The sequence below is a fragment of the Photobacterium chitinilyticum genome, assembly GCF_004104355.1.
In the GTDB taxonomy this organism is placed as follows: Bacteria; Pseudomonadota; Gammaproteobacteria; order Enterobacterales; family Vibrionaceae; genus Photobacterium; species Photobacterium chitinilyticum.
This window is the reverse complement of the sequence record NZ_RJLM01000003.1, coordinates 100,933-119,398: the sequence shown is the minus strand read 5'-3', so window position 1 is coordinate 119,398 and position 18,466 is coordinate 100,933. Positions and strand designations below refer to the sequence as shown.

General features: G+C 45.0%; 13 protein-coding genes. 8 read left to right on the top strand and 5 right to left on the bottom strand.

What is annotated here, in order from left to right; all coding sequences use genetic code 11:
* Nucleotides 1-61 precede the first annotated feature (61 nt).
* Complete coding sequence (gene malK / locus EDI28_RS09575; protein WP_128783641.1) at nt 62-1,171, bottom strand: maltose/maltodextrin ABC transporter ATP-binding protein MalK; 1,110 nt, start codon at nt 1,169-1,171, stop codon at nt 62-64.
* 629 nt (nt 1,172-1,800) lie between these two features.
* Here malK and malE point away from each other — a divergent pair.
* The 3 genes from malE to malG all read left to right on the top strand — a co-directional run bounded on the left by malE (nt 1,801) and on the right by malG (nt 5,525).
* Nucleotides 1,801-2,982 (top strand): maltose/maltodextrin ABC transporter substrate-binding protein MalE, encoded by a 1,182-nt coding sequence (malE, locus tag EDI28_RS09570; protein WP_128783640.1) that lies wholly within the window; start codon nt 1,801-1,803, stop codon nt 2,980-2,982.
* 66 nt (nt 2,983-3,048) lie between these two features.
* The gene (malF, locus tag EDI28_RS09565; protein ID WP_128783639.1) at nt 3,049-4,623 is read left to right on the top strand and encodes a maltose ABC transporter permease MalF; all 1,575 of its coding nucleotides are present in this window, start codon (nt 3,049-3,051) and stop codon (nt 4,621-4,623) included.
* An 11-nt stretch (nt 4,624-4,634) separates the two neighbouring features.
* The gene (gene malG, locus EDI28_RS09560) at nt 4,635-5,525 is read left to right on the top strand and encodes a maltose ABC transporter permease MalG (RefSeq protein ID WP_128783638.1); all 891 of its coding nucleotides are present in this window, start codon (nt 4,635-4,637) and stop codon (nt 5,523-5,525) included.
* A 700-nt stretch (nt 5,526-6,225) separates the two neighbouring features.
* Here the strand turns inward: malG and EDI28_RS09555 are convergent.
* The 3 genes from EDI28_RS09555 to EDI28_RS09545 all read right to left on the bottom strand — a co-directional run bounded on the left by EDI28_RS09555 (nt 6,226) and on the right by EDI28_RS09545 (nt 10,307).
* On the bottom strand, nt 6,226-7,467 hold the full coding sequence (locus EDI28_RS09555; protein ID WP_128783637.1) for a GGDEF domain-containing protein: 1,242 nt from the start codon (nt 7,465-7,467) through the stop codon (nt 6,226-6,228).
* A gap of 136 nt (nt 7,468-7,603) precedes the next feature.
* Nucleotides 7,604-8,161: a DUF1415 domain-containing protein gene (locus EDI28_RS09550; RefSeq protein WP_128783636.1), complete on the bottom strand. Its 558-nt coding sequence runs from the start codon at nt 8,159-8,161 to the stop codon at nt 7,604-7,606.
* A gap of 136 nt (nt 8,162-8,297) precedes the next feature.
* Complete coding sequence (locus EDI28_RS09545; protein WP_128783635.1) at nt 8,298-10,307, bottom strand: exoribonuclease II; 2,010 nt, start codon at nt 10,305-10,307, stop codon at nt 8,298-8,300.
* A 407-nt stretch (nt 10,308-10,714) separates the two neighbouring features.
* On the opposite strand from EDI28_RS09545, the gene EDI28_RS09540 reads away from it, so the two are divergent.
* The 5 genes from EDI28_RS09540 (at nt 10,715) to EDI28_RS09520 (ending at nt 17,306) form a co-directional block, all read left to right on the top strand.
* Nucleotides 10,715-12,406 carry a diguanylate cyclase gene (locus tag EDI28_RS09540; RefSeq protein ID WP_128783634.1) on the top strand — a complete coding sequence of 564 codons (1,692 nt, stop codon included), beginning with the start codon at nt 10,715-10,717 and terminating at the stop codon, nt 12,404-12,406.
* A 213-nt stretch (nt 12,407-12,619) separates the two neighbouring features.
* Nucleotides 12,620-14,506 carry a DEAD/DEAH box helicase gene (locus EDI28_RS09535; RefSeq protein ID WP_128783633.1) on the top strand — a complete coding sequence of 629 codons (1,887 nt, stop codon included), beginning with the start codon at nt 12,620-12,622 and terminating at the stop codon, nt 14,504-14,506.
* A 584-nt stretch (nt 14,507-15,090) separates the two neighbouring features.
* The gene (gene cspE / locus EDI28_RS09530; RefSeq protein WP_128783632.1) at nt 15,091-15,300 is read left to right on the top strand and encodes a transcription antiterminator/RNA stability regulator CspE; all 210 of its coding nucleotides are present in this window, start codon (nt 15,091-15,093) and stop codon (nt 15,298-15,300) included.
* A 450-nt stretch (nt 15,301-15,750) separates the two neighbouring features.
* Nucleotides 15,751-16,344, top strand: coding sequence for a hypothetical protein (locus tag EDI28_RS09525; RefSeq protein ID WP_128783631.1), 594 nt, complete (start codon nt 15,751-15,753; stop codon nt 16,342-16,344).
* 92 nt (nt 16,345-16,436) lie between these two features.
* The gene (locus EDI28_RS09520) at nt 16,437-17,306 is read left to right on the top strand and encodes an SDR family oxidoreductase (protein WP_128783630.1); all 870 of its coding nucleotides are present in this window, start codon (nt 16,437-16,439) and stop codon (nt 17,304-17,306) included.
* Between the two features lie 104 nt (nt 17,307-17,410).
* On the opposite strand, the gene EDI28_RS09515 is transcribed toward EDI28_RS09520, so the two are convergent.
* Nucleotides 17,411-18,415, bottom strand: a complete 1,005-nt coding sequence (locus EDI28_RS09515) for a substrate-binding domain-containing protein (RefSeq protein WP_128783629.1) — start codon at nt 18,413-18,415, stop codon at nt 17,411-17,413.
* Nucleotides 18,416-18,466 lie beyond the last annotated feature (51 nt).

Sequence of the window (18,466 nt, the reverse complement as noted above, 5' to 3'; positions counted from 1 at the left end):
GTAGATACAAAAAAGCGCTGTCGTTAAAAAGACAGCGCTTTGGGTCTAGAAAAGAGGAGACTTATGCGCCTAGCTCTTTGTATAGGCGACGACAAGCTCGGCCGTCACTATGGAACAGGTGACAACGATGTGCAGGGAGGCCTACCTTAAAGGAATCACCGGCTTCAACCTCTAGCGTATCAGGACGACGGTAGATGAAGTCAGCATCCATGTGATCTAGGTGGATATAAGCCTGCGTTTCATAGCCTAGCTTCTCGACAACCTGAATTTTACCTTCGACACAAGCATCACCTTCCTCACATGGAACTAGATGCTCGGGGCGGATACCCAGTGACATGCGGTCGCCTTTATTAACGGTAGTGCCGTCAACAGGGATCCAGAATGTATTGCCATCTGCCAGTTGTACCATGACACGTTCGTCTTCTACTTGTTCAATTGCGACGCTCATGAAGTTCATTTTTGGTGAGCCGATAAAGCCCGCAACAAAACGGTTCTGCGGATAATGATATAGCTCTAGAGGTTTACCAACCTGAGAGACATAACCATCATCAAGGACCACAATTTTCTCAGCCATGGTCATCGCTTCTATCTGATCGTGCGTTACGTAGATCATGGTAGAGCCTAGTTGCTTGTGCAATTTGGCAATTTCAATACGCATCTGAACACGAAGTGCGGCATCAAGGTTAGATAGCGGCTCATCCAGCAGGAAAACGTCTGGCTGTGAGACAAGCGTACGGCCGATAGCAACACGTTGACGCTGACCACCAGAAAGAGCTTTAGGCTGGCGTTCAAGCAGGTGACCAAGCTGAAGAATATCAGCTGCGTGATCGACTCGCTTTTTAATCAGATCCTTGTCAGCCTTCGCAAGTTTCATCCCGAAAGACATGTTGTCAAACAGGTTTAAGTGCGGATAAAGCGCATAAGACTGGAATACCATACCCACACCGCGCTCTGAAGGAGGAACATCATTCATTCGCTCCTCACCGATGTATAGGTCGCCTGATGTAATATCTTCCAAACCAGCGATACAACGAAGAAGGGTAGACTTACCACAGCCTGATGGCCCTACAAATACAACGAATTCGCCGTCGGCAATATCGAGATCAACATTTTTGGAAATCAGGTTATCTCCATATGCTTTACATACATTTCGTAAAGTGACACTCGTCATCGAGCCTATTCCTCTAAGTTTGTTGTAGCCTGTAAGGCATATTCATACGGCATAGTATTCATGCCAGGCCTCACGGGTAAAGAATTTTTAGGTGTAGAGAAGAAAAAAATGGGTAGCGTGAGTATCACCCAGGCAGTGGAATGAATAGCTACCCTGACCAAATCCACCTTACTTACTTCCCCAAGAAGTAAAGCGGTGCTGTCGTTTCCAATTAAAGTGGTTACTGAAAAAGTCAAAACTGCGTAAACAGAACAACTAAATTCTCTTCATCTACCCCATTGGGTATGCCGCTATTCTTACGCAGCTGTCACAGGGAAACATCCTCCTTGAGCAGAATTTAAAAGGGGGATGAAGGGGGGAGGAGTGTTTGGATCACACTTTGCTATTCCTGTTGCTGATGTGGGTATTTAATCGAAGTACTATGTGCGTTGCATCACATTCAGGTGTTGTTTTTAGATCTCCGTCACTAAGTCAACTGACGCAGATCACGCTTTTAAATCTCAAGGTGAGGGGGCGTAGGTCTCAGGATGATGCCGAGTGCTGATTCCTGGTAGATGATACACCCTGCAAATTGTGCTGGAGAGGAGTCTCTGCGGCACAGCATATAACAATCATGAAGGATGTTAAAAATGAAGAAAGTCCTCAGCACTGTAGCTTTTTGTACCCTTGCCGCTCTTGGCTCAGTAAATGCACATGCCGCGATTGAAGAAGGTCAACTTACTATCTGGATCAATGGCGATAAAGGTTATAACGGCCTGGCTGAAGTAGGTAAGCAGTTCGAAGAAGACACAGGTGTTAAAGTAACCGTTGCTTTCCCTGATGGCCTGTCTGAGAAATTCCCTCAGGTTGCAGCAGCAGGTGATGGTCCGGATATCGTCTTCTGGGCACACGACCGTTTCGGTGGCTACGCTAAATCTGGCCTGTTGGCTGAAGTGAAGCCATCTAAAGAAGTAAAAGACAAAATCATTGATTTCACTTGGGATGCTGTTCAGTACGAGGGCAAGTACATTGGCTACCCTGTTGCAGTTGAAGCACTTTCTCTGATTTACAACAAGGATCTTGTTAAGAACCCACCAAAGAACTGGGAAGACGTTGAAGCGCTAGATAAAAAGCTTCAGAAAGATGGCAAGAAAGCCATCATGTGGAACCTGAAAGAACCGTACTTCACATGGCCAGTGCTGTCTGCTGACGGTGGTTATGCGTTCAAGTTCACTGCGAGTGGCTATGACGTGAAAGATGTTGGTGTGAATAACGCTGGCGCGAAGCGTGGCATGAACTTCATCAAGTCACTGGTTGACAAGAAAGTGATCTCGCCGGATATGGACTACAGCGTATCTGAAGCTGAGTTCAACAAAGGTAATGTGGCAATGACTATCAACGGCCCATGGTCTTGGGGTAACGTCGAGAAGTCAGGCATTAACTATGGTGTTGCTGTTCTACCTAAGTTGAACGGTAGCCCGTCTAAGCCATTCGTCGGTATTCTGACTGCGGGTATCAGCTCTGCGTCACCAAACCAGGATCTAGCGGTTGAGTTCATTGAAAACTACCTTCTTACAGATGAAGGTCTTGGCAAAGTAAATGATGACAAGCCACTAGGCGCAGTAGCTCTGAAATCATTCCAGAAGAAGCTAGACAAAGATGTTCGTATCGCCGCTACTATGGATAATGCAATGAACGGTGAAATCATGCCAAACGTTCCACAGATGGCAGCATTCTGGTACGCACAGGGTAATGCAATCAAGAACGTTGTTGACGGTCGTCAGGATATTGATGGCGCGTTAGACGAAGCCGCTGGTCACATGCTTAAGTAATACCTTTTTGCGGGGAGAGGTAACTCTCCCCATTTTATTGTCATTTTTTGCTAGCAAGGAGCTGAGATGCAGTCAGTTCAAGGTGCAGGACTTTTGGAACCACAACAGGAAAGTCCTAAATTAAATTATCGCAAGTGGCTGAAATGGTCGCTTCTGGGCATGATCGGTGTTGTTAATGGTTATGCTACCGTATTAATGTATGCACAAGGTGAAATGCCTTTTGCACTTCTTACCGTTGTCCTAACCGCACTTGCTCTTTATATTTTCGGAAGCAACAAAACTTACGCCCACCGTTACATTTTCCCTGGCGTTGCAGGGATGCTCATTTTCATTATTTTCCCATTGGTGTATACCGTTGGGCTTGCTTTTACAAACTACAGTGCATCGAATCAGCTATCTCTGGAAAGAACGCAGGATGTTCTGGAACAGAGAAGCTTCCAGTCTGGCGAAAGCTATCGCTTTGACTTGTACAAAGTGGATAACGGCCATCAGCTGTTGATTAACGCGAATGGTGAGCTACTGGCTTCTGATGTTTTTGACATCGCAGCCCCGACGTCGGAAGCGATAACTCTTCGTGAAGTAGATAGTATTCAGGGTGAGAAAGAGAAGATCAAAGCGATCGTTAAAAACCGTGCGAACTTGTCGAAAGTTGAGCTGGTTATGCCTAGCGGTCATGAGATCAGAATGAGCGGCCTGCGCAAGTTTGCAGCCGATACCCCTCTGTTTACTCTTCAGGAAGATGGCCTGAGTATGATGAATAATCAAACTCAGCAGCTATACAAGCCGAATATGGAGGTAGGTTTCTATCAGCCGGTTGATGCTGACGGTAACTTTGTCGGCAAGACTATCTCTCCGGGATTTGCGGTAGGTGTTGGTACGGCTAACTTCGAGCGAGTGATGACGGATGATGGTATTAAAGAACCTTTCATCGGTATCTTTATCTGGACAGTTGTTTTTGCTTTCTTGGCGGTTGCGTTAACATTGGCTTTAGGCATGGTACTCGCGTGTCTTGTCCAGTGGGAGCCACTGAAAGGCAGCAGCATTTATCGTGTACTTCTTATTCTTCCTTATGCGGTACCAGCGTTTATTTCTATCTTGATATTCAAAGGTTTGTTTAATCAGAGCTTTGGTGAAATCAACTTGTTCCTTGAAGCAATATTCGGTATTAAGCCATCGTGGTTCTCTGACCCAATCATGGCGCGTGTAATGGTTGTGTTGGTGAATACCTGGTTAGGTTTCCCTTACATGATGATTCTGTGTATGGGTCTGTTGAAATCCATACCGTCTGATTTATACGAAGCGTCGGCTATTGATGGTGCCGGTCCGATTCAGAACTTCTTTACAATAACGCTTCCAATGCTTATTAAGCCGTTGACACCGCTGCTTATTGCTAGCTTTGCGTTTAACTTCAACAACTTTGTAATGATTCAGCTATTGACTGCTGGTGGTCCAAACATGGTGGGTACCTCAGAACCTGCTGGTTACACGGATTTGCTTGTAAGTTATACCTACCGTATCGCTTTTGAAGGCGGTGGCGGTCAAGATTTTGGTCTTGCTGGTGCAATCGCAACAATTATTTTCTTATTGGTGGGTGGTATGGCGCTACTTAATCTTCGATTCACTAAGCTTTCACAAGACTAAGGAGAGATATTATGGCTATGGTTCCATCTAAGTCATTGAAATACAGAGTTTGGGCAACACATATCGGCTTGTGTATTTTCTTATCAATGATTATCTTTCCGCTGTTAATGATCATTGCGATTTCATTCCGTGAAGGTAACTTTGCCGGTGGTGAGATAATACCGACTCATCCGACATTGGATCACTGGCGCCTGGCTTTAGGTTTTGCAGTAACTAACAGTGACGGTACGGTAACACCACCGCCATTCCCTGTACTGCTGTGGCTATGGAATACAGTGAAAGTTGCAGGTATTACATCAATTATCATTGTTGCGCTATCGACAACCAGTGCTTATGCATTTGCCCGTATGCGCTTTAAAGGTAAGGATACAATCCTTAAAGGGATGATGATCTTCCAGATGTTCCCTGCAGTACTTGCGTTGGTTGCTCTGTATGCATTGTTTGACCGTTTAGGCCAATACATTCCGTTCATGGGTCTGAATACGCATGGTGGCTTGATCTTTTCTTATCTGGGGGGGATTGCTCTTCACGTATGGACTATCAAAGGCTACTTTGAAACGATTGATGTTTCACTTGAAGAAGCAGCAGCACTTGATGGTGCGACGCCATGGCAAGCATTCCGTTATGTTCTGCTCCCATTATCAGTGCCAATTCTAGCGGTTGTTTTCATCCTGTCGTTTATCGGTTTGGTTGGAGAAGTGCCTGTGGCATCGTTGCTACTAACGGATGTAAATAATTACACTCTAGCAGTAGGCATGCAGCAGTATCTATATCCTCAGAACTACTTATGGGGTGATTTTGCAGCGGCAGCGGTACTATCAGCAATTCCTATTACTATCGTGTTCTTGCTAGCTCAGAAATTCCTGGTGGGTGGTTTGACTGCAGGTGGCGTGAAAGGTTAATTTTCAATAGCTTTAATATGAAAGGCTTGTCTTCCAGACAAGCCTTTTTTTTTGTTCTTCAGTATTCTTAAAATCAATGATATTCCTTCGTGGCCAGAAAATTTTCTTAATATGCCGAGTGTATTACTTACTATTTGATAATTAGTAGGAGGGGGAGCTTTGATATACACAGAACTGCCAGCATAGTTTTTATGTGAGGTAAATTGCTCATGAGAAACTGTTCGTGATTCGGTATTAATAACATCCTATATAGTAGTTGCAGTACAGAGTAGATAACTGTGAAGGGTATGGAATAATCATCGAGTCACTGTTTTTTTTGTTTTAAAGCGTCACATTGGCTGCTACTATAATTCGCACAAGGTATTTATTTTTGTGAGCTCTTTACCAATGATTACGCTGTATTATCAGGTGACAGGGCTCTGCAACAGGATTTAGTCGGAAGCTCTAAGATATAGTAGCTTCCTGACGAGTGTTTAGAATAATAATAAGGCTCATTCTGCTTATGATGAGCTACTCCCAAGTGCAGTTCCTAACTTTGGTTTGGCCGCCGATCTGTTAGGGTACTCTGTACTTAATCTTATATTGGCGTTGCTGCATAGCTGGACTTACTCTTCTGCTAGCAATAGGAAAAGAGAAGTTTTATTGGTAACCGATACCCGATGAGAATTCATCGGGTTTTTTATTTCCTTTTCTCAAGCAATTATTGGCTCAGTTTATTCCGACCAGACTTTTTGGCTTTATACAGAGCTTCATCTGCGGCTTTCAGGACTGCCGACGGGTTGTGATCGGGAAAGCTGTCTGCAAGGCCGATGCTAACGGTGACTGTCACCGTCTCTTGCTTGGATGATTTTATTCTCAGTTTGGCACCTTTCTGGTCGTTTGAGGGCCGCTCTTCGTATTGGCGAATACTCATTTCATAATTAGCAATATCTTGCCTCAACTGCTCAAGGTGTTCGATGCACTGGTTGCTTTCTTTTCCTTTAAACAAAACTGTGAACTCCTCACCGCCGTAACGGAAGACTTCAGCCCCACCTTTAACCTGTTGCATAAACTGGGCAACCAGCCTCAAAACATCATCACCGGTTTTATGGCCATGTGTATCGTTGAATTTTTTAAAATGATCAACATCAAGCATGGCGAGTGTATAGGTTCTGCCAAGGTGTTTTAGCTCTGTTTCAAGCGCTCGGCGGCCTGGGATACCAGTTAGTTGGTCGACATAGGCCAGTTCATGGCTACAAGTAATGAGATTAAGGAGCAGCAGCACGGCAGCTACCGAAAATGCCGTGGATGAAATGAAGTCTTGGTCGAATGCACTAAAAGTGATACCAGCAAACAGCAAGCTGGTGAATATTGCCTGATCATACCCCCGGTTACGCTTGAGGATTGCCGATGCGCAGGCTAGGCCTATGCCTAGGTATAGGAGTATCAGCAATACTGGTAGGGGAGAGATATCAGGTAATGCGTAAAGATAGCTATCCCATAGCCCACCTAGATCTTGATCGGTAAAGTGATTCACAACCAATGTGCCCCAAGCGAGCTGAGAAATGAGAAATATCAGGTAGCCTGTTCCAAAACGGGAGAAGAGGCGTCGTTCAGGTAGGAGGTGAAGCTGTAGCAGATTCAATGGCAGTAATGTTGCCAGTAAGACGTATATGATATGCGTTCGATTATCTGAAAGCGGAGATTGAAGGTGATTTTGAATGATGTAGAACGCAATCATCATTAGCAGGGCCGTGAGGGCAGTCTTACCTTGATTAAAGGGTTGGCTTAATAGAATAACAAGGACTAACAGAATGTAAGGAAGTACAAGCAATAACCCGCGGTAAGGGGAAAAGCTCGCCAGCACCGGTTCTAATGACATGATCATCAGAGCAGCGAGTAATAGCGGTAATCCGAAGCGAACCCCTGCGCTCCTAAATATTGCAAATGAAATTGGTGGCATTACAACCTGTTTATCTACTAAGGACGCATCATTACGAATTTAGTTCATCAAGTAAGCAGCAGAATATTACCCCTTACATTTCTGTCAAGGGAGTTATCTCTACTCCCTTGACTATATTTATCGTAAGTAAGTTGAATTACTTGATAAGAAAAGGGAATAATTTCTTAATTTGTTCGGGAGACAAACTCTCGACACATTGTATATTTTGGCCTGGTATACCTTCAGGATCTGGATAGTGCTTGAGCACTTTCTCCATGCTGGCTTCACGGATCAAATGGAAGATAGGAAACGGGGAGCGGTTCGTTAGGTTCTCGGCATCATCCGGTTTTGTATCATAGAAGCAATAGTCAGGGTGAAAGCTCGCAATTTGATAGGTACCTTCTTTGCCTGTTTGGATGATTAGGGCATCGACTAGATCGAGAAACTGATTGTAGTTATCAAACTTCTCAAAAAGGTTCGGGGCAACAACGAGTGTCGTTTCTAGCACCTCGGCAGGAGTCTCATCCAGCTCTTTTATTTGCTGGTAAATTTCTTCGAGTAGTTGATCCTCGGCTTTGGATTCACATACGTGAATTCTTATCTGCTTATTACGGTTTGGCTTGGCAGCGAAAGGGCATAGATTGAGGCCAATCACTACATCTTCCAACCATTGTTGAACTTGTTGAATAACGTCCGATTTTACTGCGTCTGACATTGCTGACTCGATGTACTACTTAAAATAATTATTGGCTAAGAGTAACAAGATTGAGCCAGAAAGAAAGCGCAATGGTGCATAGTGGACATTAAAAAGGGCCAGTAACGACTGGCCCTTTGTATGAGGAAAAAGTGAATTATGCTTTTTCTTCAGTTGGTTGTTGTTCGGTTTCCCCTTCGGCTGTCGGGGCTGGGAACTCTTTCACCGGCTTGGCTACCAGTTGGCGGGTAACACTACGGATTTCCGTCAGCTTAACCTCAAAAGAATCACCTAACTGATATTCTTTAACTTTATCAATGTTAATGATACCAAGTTCGCCGTTACATTCGATGCGTTGCTTGTTATCCAGGATCAAAGGAGCCGGAATAAAAGCTGCAGCGCCGTTTTCTAACAGACGTACACGCATACCAGCGCGGTTGATATCAAAAATTTCAGCAGTAAATACGGTTTCATCTTTGACAGCATCTTTCAGTAAGCGAACGTATAACCAATCTGAAACATCACGCTCAGCCATGCGGTGGCGACGGCGGTGATTGGCTATCTCCTCGCCAACGGAATCATCTGGTGTTTGTGTTGGCTCGTTACCTGAAATAATCGCTTTAAGCAGACGATGGTTAATCATGTCACCGTATTTACGGATAGGTGATGTCCACGTTGCGTATACATCCAGCCCCATTGCGTAATGAGGTGCCGGTGCATTGCCTACTTCACTGTATGCCTGGAACTTGCGGAGGCGGTTATCGAGGTATGTGGTTTCCTGTGCATTCAACCAACGGCGAAGTGTACTGAAACCTTCCAGAGACGTGAGCTGTTCCTTTTCGAACGGTGCTTCTGCGTTTCGTAGGAAGTCCATGGCCGTATCCAGCTTCTCTGGATTGAAACCATTATGGTAGTTAAATACACCCATACCGAATTTATCTTGCAATACGCGACCAGCACAGATGTTTGCTGTGATCATCGCCTCTTCGATCATACGGTTTGCGGTACGGCGAGGATCAGTATGAATAGCAACAACATCATTATCTGCGCTAAGTTCAAAACGGTAATCGGGACGGTCTGGGAAGACAACAGCGTTGTTGGCTCTCCAGTCGCTACGTACATTGGCAAAGCCTTGCAGCGCCTTGACTTGCTCTGCGATAACAGTGTTTGGTGCCCAGCTGTCACATTGACCATTTTCAAGTAGGTCGGAGACATTATCATAAGCCAAACGGGCCTGTGATTTAATCCATGCGGCAAAGAAACGAATATCGTTCTGAATAATACCGTCTTTACATACAGTCACTCGGCAACAGATTGCTGGGCGCTTCTCATTCTCAATCAGCGAGCAAAGCTCATCACTCAATTCGCGAGGAAGCATTGGAATGTTACGGCCCGGCAGGTAGATGGTAAAGCCGCGCTGGCGTGCTTCATCATCCATTTTATCACCAACAGAAATGTAAGATGTTGGATCTGCGATAGCAATGGTGATCTCAAAGCTGCCGTTGTCATTTGCTACCGTATAAATAGCATCATCCATATCTTTGGTGGATTCACCATCAATAGTGATGAAAGGCAGTTCGGTGAGATCCTGACGCTCCAGATCTTCATCCAGCATGCTCCAGCTGTCTTGAGGCGCTGGCTCTGCATTTGGCAGCTCATGGCGGGCTAAGGTTACCCACCACGGCGCAATTTTATCATTGCTGTCTGTGATTTTTTCTTTGATATCACAGAAGAAGGTCTTGTTGTCGCCAACCAATGGATGGCGGGTCAAGTTCGCAACAACCCAATCACCTTCTTTTAGTAGTTCTGGGTTAAGGCCTTTGATGGTACGCGCTTTAATTGCATCTTTTAGTTGCGGATGATCCGGAACCACGTGCAGGCGATCGCGAATCAGTTTTACGCGGCCGATGAAGCGATTAACGAACTGTTCAACCAGCTCCTGAGGCTCAGCAACTTCACGCTCTTTCTCTGTACGAATAACAGCAATGACACGGTCACCGTGCATCACTTTTTTCATATAAGTTGGCGGAATGAAGAAGCTTTCTTTGTTGTCAGTCTCCAGGAAGCCAAAGCCGCGGTCCGTAGCTTTGATATTGCCCTCTTTCTTTGGAAGGGTTTCCTGAATTTGTTTTTTAAGCTGTGCTAATAATGGATTGTCTTGAAACATTATGCCCGGTCTCAGATTGTGAACCGACACACTATAAGGCCTTCATGCGCTAAAACCAAGCTCTATAGCCTATCAAACGGCCTATTTATTTGTGGTTTTTAACTTGTTTATGATTGCGATTGTATTCACAGTGCCTATCTGTAGCCTGTCACCATATTGATTGAATGGGCTTTATTACCTAACGTGTTGAAAATAAGGTAAAAATGACTATTTTTGACTGGTCGGAAAAGCGAGAGGATGCTTAATAGATACATATTGTTTGTATTACTTTCGGCTGCAAGGCGTCACACTCTCAGAAATAGTGGTTACTACAATCATAAGTTTCTGGTAAATAAGATAACTATGATAACTATCATAAAAGAAGATGTGTTCAGCACACCAGCAAGACTCGGAAGGTTAGGGTGAATATGGTTGTAAGCTTGAAAGACGAATTTAATCAGCTCGTGGATTTGCTGGCACGTCAGGCAAATATGGAACGTTGGTGTCACTGCTTGCTTTCGGTATTAAGGAAGGAGCTAAAGTTTAGCTACCTGACACTGATGGTAGAACAGAATTACCAAACTAAGGTGCTATCAAGCCTGACTGATGATGAATTCAAGTACTACAGCACAACACTCTCTTTGGATGAATATAACGGCGTACCTGCGGAATTGCTAAAGCAGGCAAAATACAGTGGCCGCTATGTCAAGGCAAGTGTGGACAAGCCTTATAAAGCGATTTGGCGTGAAAGTAATAATGAATGGTGTCAATTGTTGCTGCCCATAAAGATGCATAGCAGCAATGTAGCCTTCATCTATGCAGAGACTCAAGAGCCGACTTTCTTCGAGGAGAACGAAGAGCATATTGGTAATTTGTTACTTCTGCTGGCATCGGATATCAGTGCTCGGGTGTTGCGACAGGAAGCTCTCGACCACCATCTTACAAGGCGAAGTGTGGAAGCGGAACTGGAGGTCCGTAAGCATTCAATAAACGAATATCTGGCGTTATTGAGAAACTTACAAGAGGTAACACTGAGCTTGTCAAAAGCAAGCGATCTCGATCAGCTTTACCATAATGCTATTTTTCTCGGTCGGAAATACCTTGGTATCGATCGGATGGCGATCTTTTTAACTGACTTTGAAACGAATAAAATGCAAGGGACTTATGGAACGGATCCTCAAGGCAACCTTGTACCACGTTCTGATTTTACGAGTAAGATACCAGACCACCCGTTGGTGCATGAGGCGCTGAGCAGGAAAGATTATGTTGTCGTTAAAGAAAATGCACCGCTCTACTATGGAACTAATCAAGTAGGGACGGGGTGGAATGCGATGATTGCGATGTGGAACGGCAATGACTGCATAGGCTGGATTGCGGCGGATAACCTGATTAGCCAACGGATGCTTAGCGAACATCAAAAAGAAATTCTAAAGCTATTTGGTGCCGCATTGGGGCAGCAGATTGTGATTAAGCGAAATTATGAGCAGCTAACTAGTCTAAATGCCCAGTTGGAAGAGCGTGTGCTAAAGAGAACCGAGGAGCTTCAAGCAACTAATCGAGCCCTTGGGGATGCCAACCAACGGTTGGAGCAATGGTCTATGCAGGATGGCTTGACAGGAATAGCCAATCGACGCCTTTTTGACCTGACATTAACACGCTATTGGCAAAAAGCACTGGAAAGGCAAGTGCCGCTCAGTTTGATCATGATTGATGTGGATAATTTTAAGTTATTTAATGACACATACGGCCACCTGGAAGGGGATCATTGTTTAAAGAAAATAGCGACTTCTTTAGAGAAAGCAGTGAAACCGTATCAAAAGTCGCTTTTTAGCCGATATGGCGGTGAAGAATTTGTTTGCTTATTGCCAAAAGTTGATACGCAAACAGCGGCATTAATTGCGTCAGAGTTGCAGGCCAAAATTAGTCAGTTGGCACTAACCCACGAAGGCGTTGATAAAGGGCAGGTAACAATCAGCCTAGGATGCCAGACCTTAACTCCGAGTAATGATATTGGCCGTGAGAAGTTAATCGAAGGTGCTGATCGTGCATTGTATATGGCAAAGAAGTGCGGCAGAGATCAGTTTTATCAATGGGATGGGCAAAACGAACACCCTAAATAATGTGAAACATGTTTAAGTGGCAAGCTTATTGTACAATAAATAGGTTTTTGAAAGTTAATTTGTGACAACGCTCAATTTTTTCTGGCATTTTATCGAGTAATGGCGCACAATGCGCGCCTCAAATCGTCGAGGCCCATGCTTGTGGTTGCTGTTGCAGAACCGTTTAAAGCCAAAGGGGCCCCGTTTTACGTTAGATTATATATTGGGATCCCAATGCAAGAATCTGTTACAGAATTTCGTCAGTTAGAACTGGCCGACACACTACTATCCGCACTTGACTCAATGGGCTTCGTTGCGCCGACTCCAATTCAGGCGGCGTCAATTCCTCTACTACTAACTGGTACTGATGCGCTTGGTAAAGCACAGACAGGTACTGGTAAAACAGCAGCGTTCTCACTACCGCTTCTGAACAAGCTTGACCTTGGCCAGCATAAGCCACAAGCAATTGTTATGGCTCCAACTCGTGAGCTTGCAATTCAGGTTGCAGCAGAAATTAAAGTTCTAGGTCAAAACATCAAGGGCCTAAAAGTACTTGAGATTTACGGTGGTGCATCTATCGTTGATCAAATGCGTGCACTGAAAAATGGTGCTCACATTGTTGTCGGTACTCCTGGTCGTGTAAAAGACCTGATTACTCGTGATCGTCTACACCTTGATGAAGTACACACGTTTGTACTTGATGAAGCTGATGAAATGCTAAAAATGGGTTTCGTTGATGATGTAACTTGGATCATGGAGCAGGCTCCAGAATCAGCACAGCGCGTTCTGTTCTCTGCAACTATGCCTCCAATCGTTAAAGAAATCGTTGATCGCTTCCTACGTAGTCCTGCACGTATCGACGTTGCTGGCGAAAACCGTACTGTATCTCAGGTAGAGCAGCAGTTCTGGGTTGTTAAAGGCGTAGAGAAAGACGAAGCAATGAGTCGTCTTCTTGAAACTGAAGAAACTGATGCGTCAATCGTATTCGTACGTACACGTCAAGATACCGAGCGTTTAGCTGATTGGCTGTCTGCTCGTGGCTTTAAAGCTGCTGCACTGCACGGCGATATTCCTCAGTCTCTACGTGAACGTACAGTTGATCACATCAAGAAAGGTGTGATCGATATCCTAGTTGCAACTGACGTTGTGGCTCGTGGTCTTGATGTGCCTCGTATTACTCACGTATTTAACTACGACATCCCATTCGATGTTGAGTCGTACATTCACCGTATTGGCCGTACAGGCCGTGCTGGTCGTGCTGGTAAAGCGATCCTTCTTGTTCGCACTAACCAAATCCGCATGCTGCGTACCATCGAGCGTGTAACTAAGTCTCGTATGGAAGAAATCCAACTTCCAAACCGTGATCTTGTTGCAGCATCGCGTCTGAACCGCCTTGGTGAAGAATTAGCGGTTCAAAAAGAGCAGGTAAATGTTGAAGCATTCGTAGAGCTTGTAGAAAAACTACAAGAGTCTATCGAAGTAGATGCAACAACACTTGCAGCAATGCTTCTTCAGCGTCAGCAGGGTAACCGTCCTCTGTTCTACAAAGGCCCAGACCCGATGATTGCTGCTATCGAGCGTGACAAGCAGCGTCGTGAGCGTCGTCGTGATGACCGAGGTGGTGAGCGTGGTGGTGAGCGTCGTGAGCGTCGTTCATACAACAACGCTGACTGGGATACTTATCAGCTTCAGGTTGGTCGTGAGCAAGGTGTTCAGGTTAAAGATATCGTTGGCGCAATTGCAAACGAACTTGGCCTAAGCAAAGAGTTCATCGGTGCGATTAAACTGGCTCCTGCACACACCTTTGTTCAACTTCCTAAGAAGATGACTGCGGAAGTTGCAGCACAGCTTAAGAAACTACGCATTCGTCAAAACGATGTGAAAGCTGTTGTTGTTGAAGGTGAAGTTCTTCGTGAGCACCGTGGCGGTGGTGGCCGTGATGGTAACCGTGGTGGCTACCGTGGCAACCGTGATGGTAACCGTGGCGGTGGTCGTGACGGCGAGCGTCGTTTCGACCGTAACCGTGGTGGCGACAATCGTGGTAGCTACCGTGGTGAGCGTAACCATGGATCAGCTGAACAGCGTCCACGTCGTGATCGTAAGCCTCGTCAAGACGCTTAATAAAACGATTTAAAAAAAGCCGGGCACTAGCCCGGCTTTTTTGTGCCTCATTGATAGACCTTGAAGCTATCATAAAGGCGTTGGTCTGCCTGAGTAGGAAGGGGCTTCCTTGTTGTGCGCTTGAATAGGCTCACTCTCATATTTTATCCAAGCCCATTAAGTCGCGGTTGGCAGCAGGCGCTGATGGCTCCTGAGCGTATGGGGAAATCGGAAGATATTTGCTGAAGGACCTGTGTCTGGCAAGCGACAGCTCCTCATTTATCACCGGTCAGATATTGATAATAGATGGTGGATTGGTGATTTAATATTCGTTGCTGCTATCGTTTCGCCACAGAGGCAGAGCTGTTTGAAATAAGTGATAAAAACACTATACAAATTCAGAAATGCTGGTACTATTGTCGTCGGCCTGTAATCAGACCTATTTATATGAAATACAAAATTATGCTATTAGAACGCTTCTCTACATCTGCTTTACCAGTTAGTGTCATGAAGTTTCCATTCATAATTATTCCTCACATAAGTAATTCTTTTCCCGGCTATACACGCATTATGCGAATTATTTGTTAAAAAATTAGGATATAATCATGTCTAAATCAACTGGTATCGTTAAGTGGTTCAACGAAGAGAAAGGTTTCGGTTTCATCACTCAAGACAACGGCGGCGCTGACGTATTCGTTCACTTCCGTGCTATCGCTTCTGAAGGTTTCAAGACTCTTGCAGAAGGTCAAAAAGTTGCTTTCGAAACTGAGCAAGGCCAGAAAGGTCTTCAGGCAGCTAACGTAACTAAGCTGTAATTCGAAGATTTATCTTTGAATAAGAAAATGCTGGCTAAGGCCAGCATTTTTTATATCTACCCCTCCTATTTTCCTTCAAAATTGTATTGATCCATTCAGCGATTTATTCCAATCAGTAGATCTACCGCCGTCAGGTGCCCTAGTCCCCCCTGCAACATACAATAAACCTGTTTTGATTTGTCTTAGCCTAAGTACTGGGTACTTTTCGATATAGCTTGTTCCTGGTTAGCCTTGCTCTGCAATATTTTGTTTGTGTTGGTTGTGAGTAATGATCTTAGGCGTATTCCCTTATTTTTAGTCCGGTTGGACCATAACGCTTGATGGCTTTCAAGCAAAGTGGTAATTTTATAGTCCAGGTGGTCGGAATAACGAAGGTTTGAGTTAAACGGTCACAAAACAGTCGAACTCTGTGATTGACGAAATTGAAACCTTAGATAAGGAAATATCGTTATGGCAATTAACTGGAACTATCCAAAGCCAAGGAAAGGGATGGCTGGGGCTATCGACAAGCTGTTTGGCCCTGGAGCAACATGCGCGGAAGTGCGTCTTCAAACGATTCCCCCAGTAATCGCCGTTATTGTTTCTTTGCTATATGCAGCTTGGATTGATACAGGGTGGTCATTAGTTCAGCAAGTGATTTGTGCCTTTCTCGCCTTTGATATTACAGGCGGAATAATCACCAATTCAACATCAAGTGCTAAGCGATGGTTTCATCGAGACGGGCAGGGAATAAAGCAGCATATGACTTTCATCTCGGTACATTTAGTTCATTTAATTGTTGTTTCCTGGCTTTTTCTCTCATTCGATCTGACTTGGATCGCCGTAACGAGCGGCTACATGTTGGTTGCCGCTTATTTGATAATAAGTTCGGCTTTGTATTTACAGAGGTCAATTGCGATGATCTTATATGTTGGTTCATTGCTTATTACTCTCTATGCGCTTGAACAGCCAACCGGTCTAGAGTGGTTCCTGCCAATGTTCTATATCAAGTTACTATTAAGTCATCTACCGAAAGAAGAGCCGTATCGTCCGTTGGGTGAGTAGTAATTTAATATTGCCTCTATAACACGAAACAAACTAATACATGGGCTGGTGCAGTGTGTACCATTCTAAATTTCAGCGAGAGAGGGTATTTCATGGAAAGAGTACTTTTGGCCGGAGCGACAGGGTACCTAGGGCGCTATGTAGCGCACGAGCTTAAGAGAAGAGGTTTCCTTGTTAGTGCGGTAGTTCGGAACGCATCAAGGCTGACCGCTCAAGAAAGAGAGTTATATGAGGTAATTGAAGCCGAAGTGACTAATCCGGAATCTTTGTCGGCCTGCTGCGAAGGTGTGGATGCTGTTATCTCAACGGTTGGTATAACGAGACAGAAAGACGGTCTGACATACATGGATGTTGATTATCAGGCCAATATGAACCTGTTACAGCAGGCAAAACAGAGTGGGGTCAGAAAATTCATCTATGTATCAGCTTTAAATGGTGACACGTTAAAACACTTGAAAATTTTTCAGGCAAAAGAAGCTTTTGTCGAGCAGCTTAAAAGCTCAGGGCTAGATTATTGCGTCATACGACCGAATGGCTTTTTTTCGGACATGTCAGAAATTTACCATATGGCAAAGAAGGGGAGAGTGTATCTGTTTGGGGACGGGAAGTTGAGAGGTAACCCTATTCACGGTGAGGACTTGGCTGAAGTCTGTATCGATGCGATTGCCGGAGCAGAAAAAGTGGTCAATGTTGGTGGGCCGCAGACTCTCAGCCAGAACGATATCGCCATGACTGCATTCCAGGCCTTGGGAAAAACGGCCAAAGTAACGCACATCCCCGATTGGTGCAGAGTGGCAGCCTGCAAACTGCTAACTACTCTTACTAGCAGCAAGTTTTACGGTCCGTTTGAGTTTTTTCTGACGGTGATGGGAATTGAGATGGTTGCGCCACAGTATGGTCGTCATACTTTGAAAGATTATTATCTGAGCTTGAATGAGGAAGAGTCAAAAGCATCCTCTTAATCGTTGGGGCGAAAAGTTGCAGTTAAGACAAATTCCGGACTTCTGCCCGGAGTTTGCCGCTATAGAGTATGATACACGGGTTATTGTAATTATTAATGCAGCGACTATTGTAATGATTTCACACTGTCGCGTTCAACAAGAGTCGGCTCGAGTTGAATTATCTGGTTGCTTTCGCGCTTGCTCTGGATCTTATCCAGCAGGGTATCGACAGCCTGCTGGCCAAGCCGATGTTTGGGCTGGTGGATCGTCGTCAGTGACGGCGTTATGTATTTAGCAAGCTTAATGTCATCGTAACCAACAATGGATAAATCATCAGGGACTGACAGGCCTTTTTTGTGTGCCGTATTGATCACACCCATCGCCATCATGTCATTACAGACAAACAATGCTGTAGGAAGTGTTCCCCGTTCATAGAGCTGATTGAAAGCAACTTCGCCACCCTCGCATTCAAAGCTGCCGGAGACAATCCAGTCTTTGTTAATCTCCAGTTTTGCCTCTTCCATCGCCTGTATAAAGCCAGAAAGACGTTGCTGAGCAGGAAGCTTATCTAATGGGCCCGTTAGGCAACCGATGCGTTTGTGTCCTTGCTCTATAAGGTGCCTTGTTGCCAGGTATCCGCCGTGATGGGAGTTATCCTGGATCTTGTCGCTAGGGAAATCGATAGGCCCCCAGTCCATTACCACGGTTGGTACTGGTTGGTGGCGGGTGAAAAGGTCAAACTCTTTGCCTTCAACTTCGCTGCACATCAACAGCAGACCATCAACACGTTTTTGCAGCAGGGTATCAAGGTTCGAGTGCATACGCTCGACATCACCTTCGGTATTACACAGGATCAGGTTATAGCCCTGTTGGTAGCATCGACGCTCGACGCCTTTGACAACTTCGCCGAAGAAAGGGTTGGTCGATGTTGTTACCAACATGCCAAATGTACGGGTGTGATTGACCTTAAGGCTGCGGGCGAGGGCTGATGGCGCGTAGTTCAACTCTTTTACGGCAGCTTGTACGCGAACTGAAATATCTTCGCTGACAAAGCGCGTTTTATTCAGGACGTGACTAACCGTGGAGGTGGATACTCCGGCATGTTTAGCAACGTCTTTTATTGTCGCCATTGAATTCTCCCTGACACATACCAGAAATCTGGTATTGCCTATATAGCCAAT

What these genes read in the sequence shown, in the direction of transcription:
- malK (WP_128783641.1), bottom strand. Translation starts at nt 1,171, where the DNA reads ATGACGAGTGTCACTTTACGAAATGTATGTAAAGCATATGGAGATAAC.
- malE (WP_128783640.1), top strand. Translation starts at nt 1,801, where the DNA reads ATGAAGAAAGTCCTCAGCACTGTAGCTTTTTGTACCCTTGCCGCTCTT.
- malF (WP_128783639.1), top strand. Translation starts at nt 3,049, where the DNA reads ATGCAGTCAGTTCAAGGTGCAGGACTTTTGGAACCACAACAGGAAAGT.
- malG (WP_128783638.1), top strand. Translation starts at nt 4,635, where the DNA reads ATGGCTATGGTTCCATCTAAGTCATTGAAATACAGAGTTTGGGCAACA.
- EDI28_RS09555 (WP_128783637.1), bottom strand. Translation starts at nt 7,467, where the DNA reads ATGCCACCAATTTCATTTGCAATATTTAGGAGCGCAGGGGTTCGCTTC.
- EDI28_RS09550 (WP_128783636.1), bottom strand. Translation starts at nt 8,161, where the DNA reads ATGTCAGACGCAGTAAAATCGGACGTTATTCAACAAGTTCAACAATGG.
- EDI28_RS09545 (WP_128783635.1), bottom strand. Translation starts at nt 10,307, where the DNA reads ATGTTTCAAGACAATCCATTATTAGCACAGCTTAAAAAACAAATTCAG.
- EDI28_RS09540 (WP_128783634.1), top strand. Translation starts at nt 10,715, where the DNA reads ATGGTTGTAAGCTTGAAAGACGAATTTAATCAGCTCGTGGATTTGCTG.
- EDI28_RS09535 (WP_128783633.1), top strand. Translation starts at nt 12,620, where the DNA reads ATGCAAGAATCTGTTACAGAATTTCGTCAGTTAGAACTGGCCGACACA.
- cspE (WP_128783632.1), top strand. Translation starts at nt 15,091, where the DNA reads ATGTCTAAATCAACTGGTATCGTTAAGTGGTTCAACGAAGAGAAAGGT.
- EDI28_RS09525 (WP_128783631.1), top strand. Translation starts at nt 15,751, where the DNA reads ATGGCAATTAACTGGAACTATCCAAAGCCAAGGAAAGGGATGGCTGGG.
- EDI28_RS09520 (WP_128783630.1), top strand. Translation starts at nt 16,437, where the DNA reads ATGGAAAGAGTACTTTTGGCCGGAGCGACAGGGTACCTAGGGCGCTAT.
- EDI28_RS09515 (WP_128783629.1), bottom strand. Translation starts at nt 18,415, where the DNA reads ATGGCGACAATAAAAGACGTTGCTAAACATGCCGGAGTATCCACCTCC.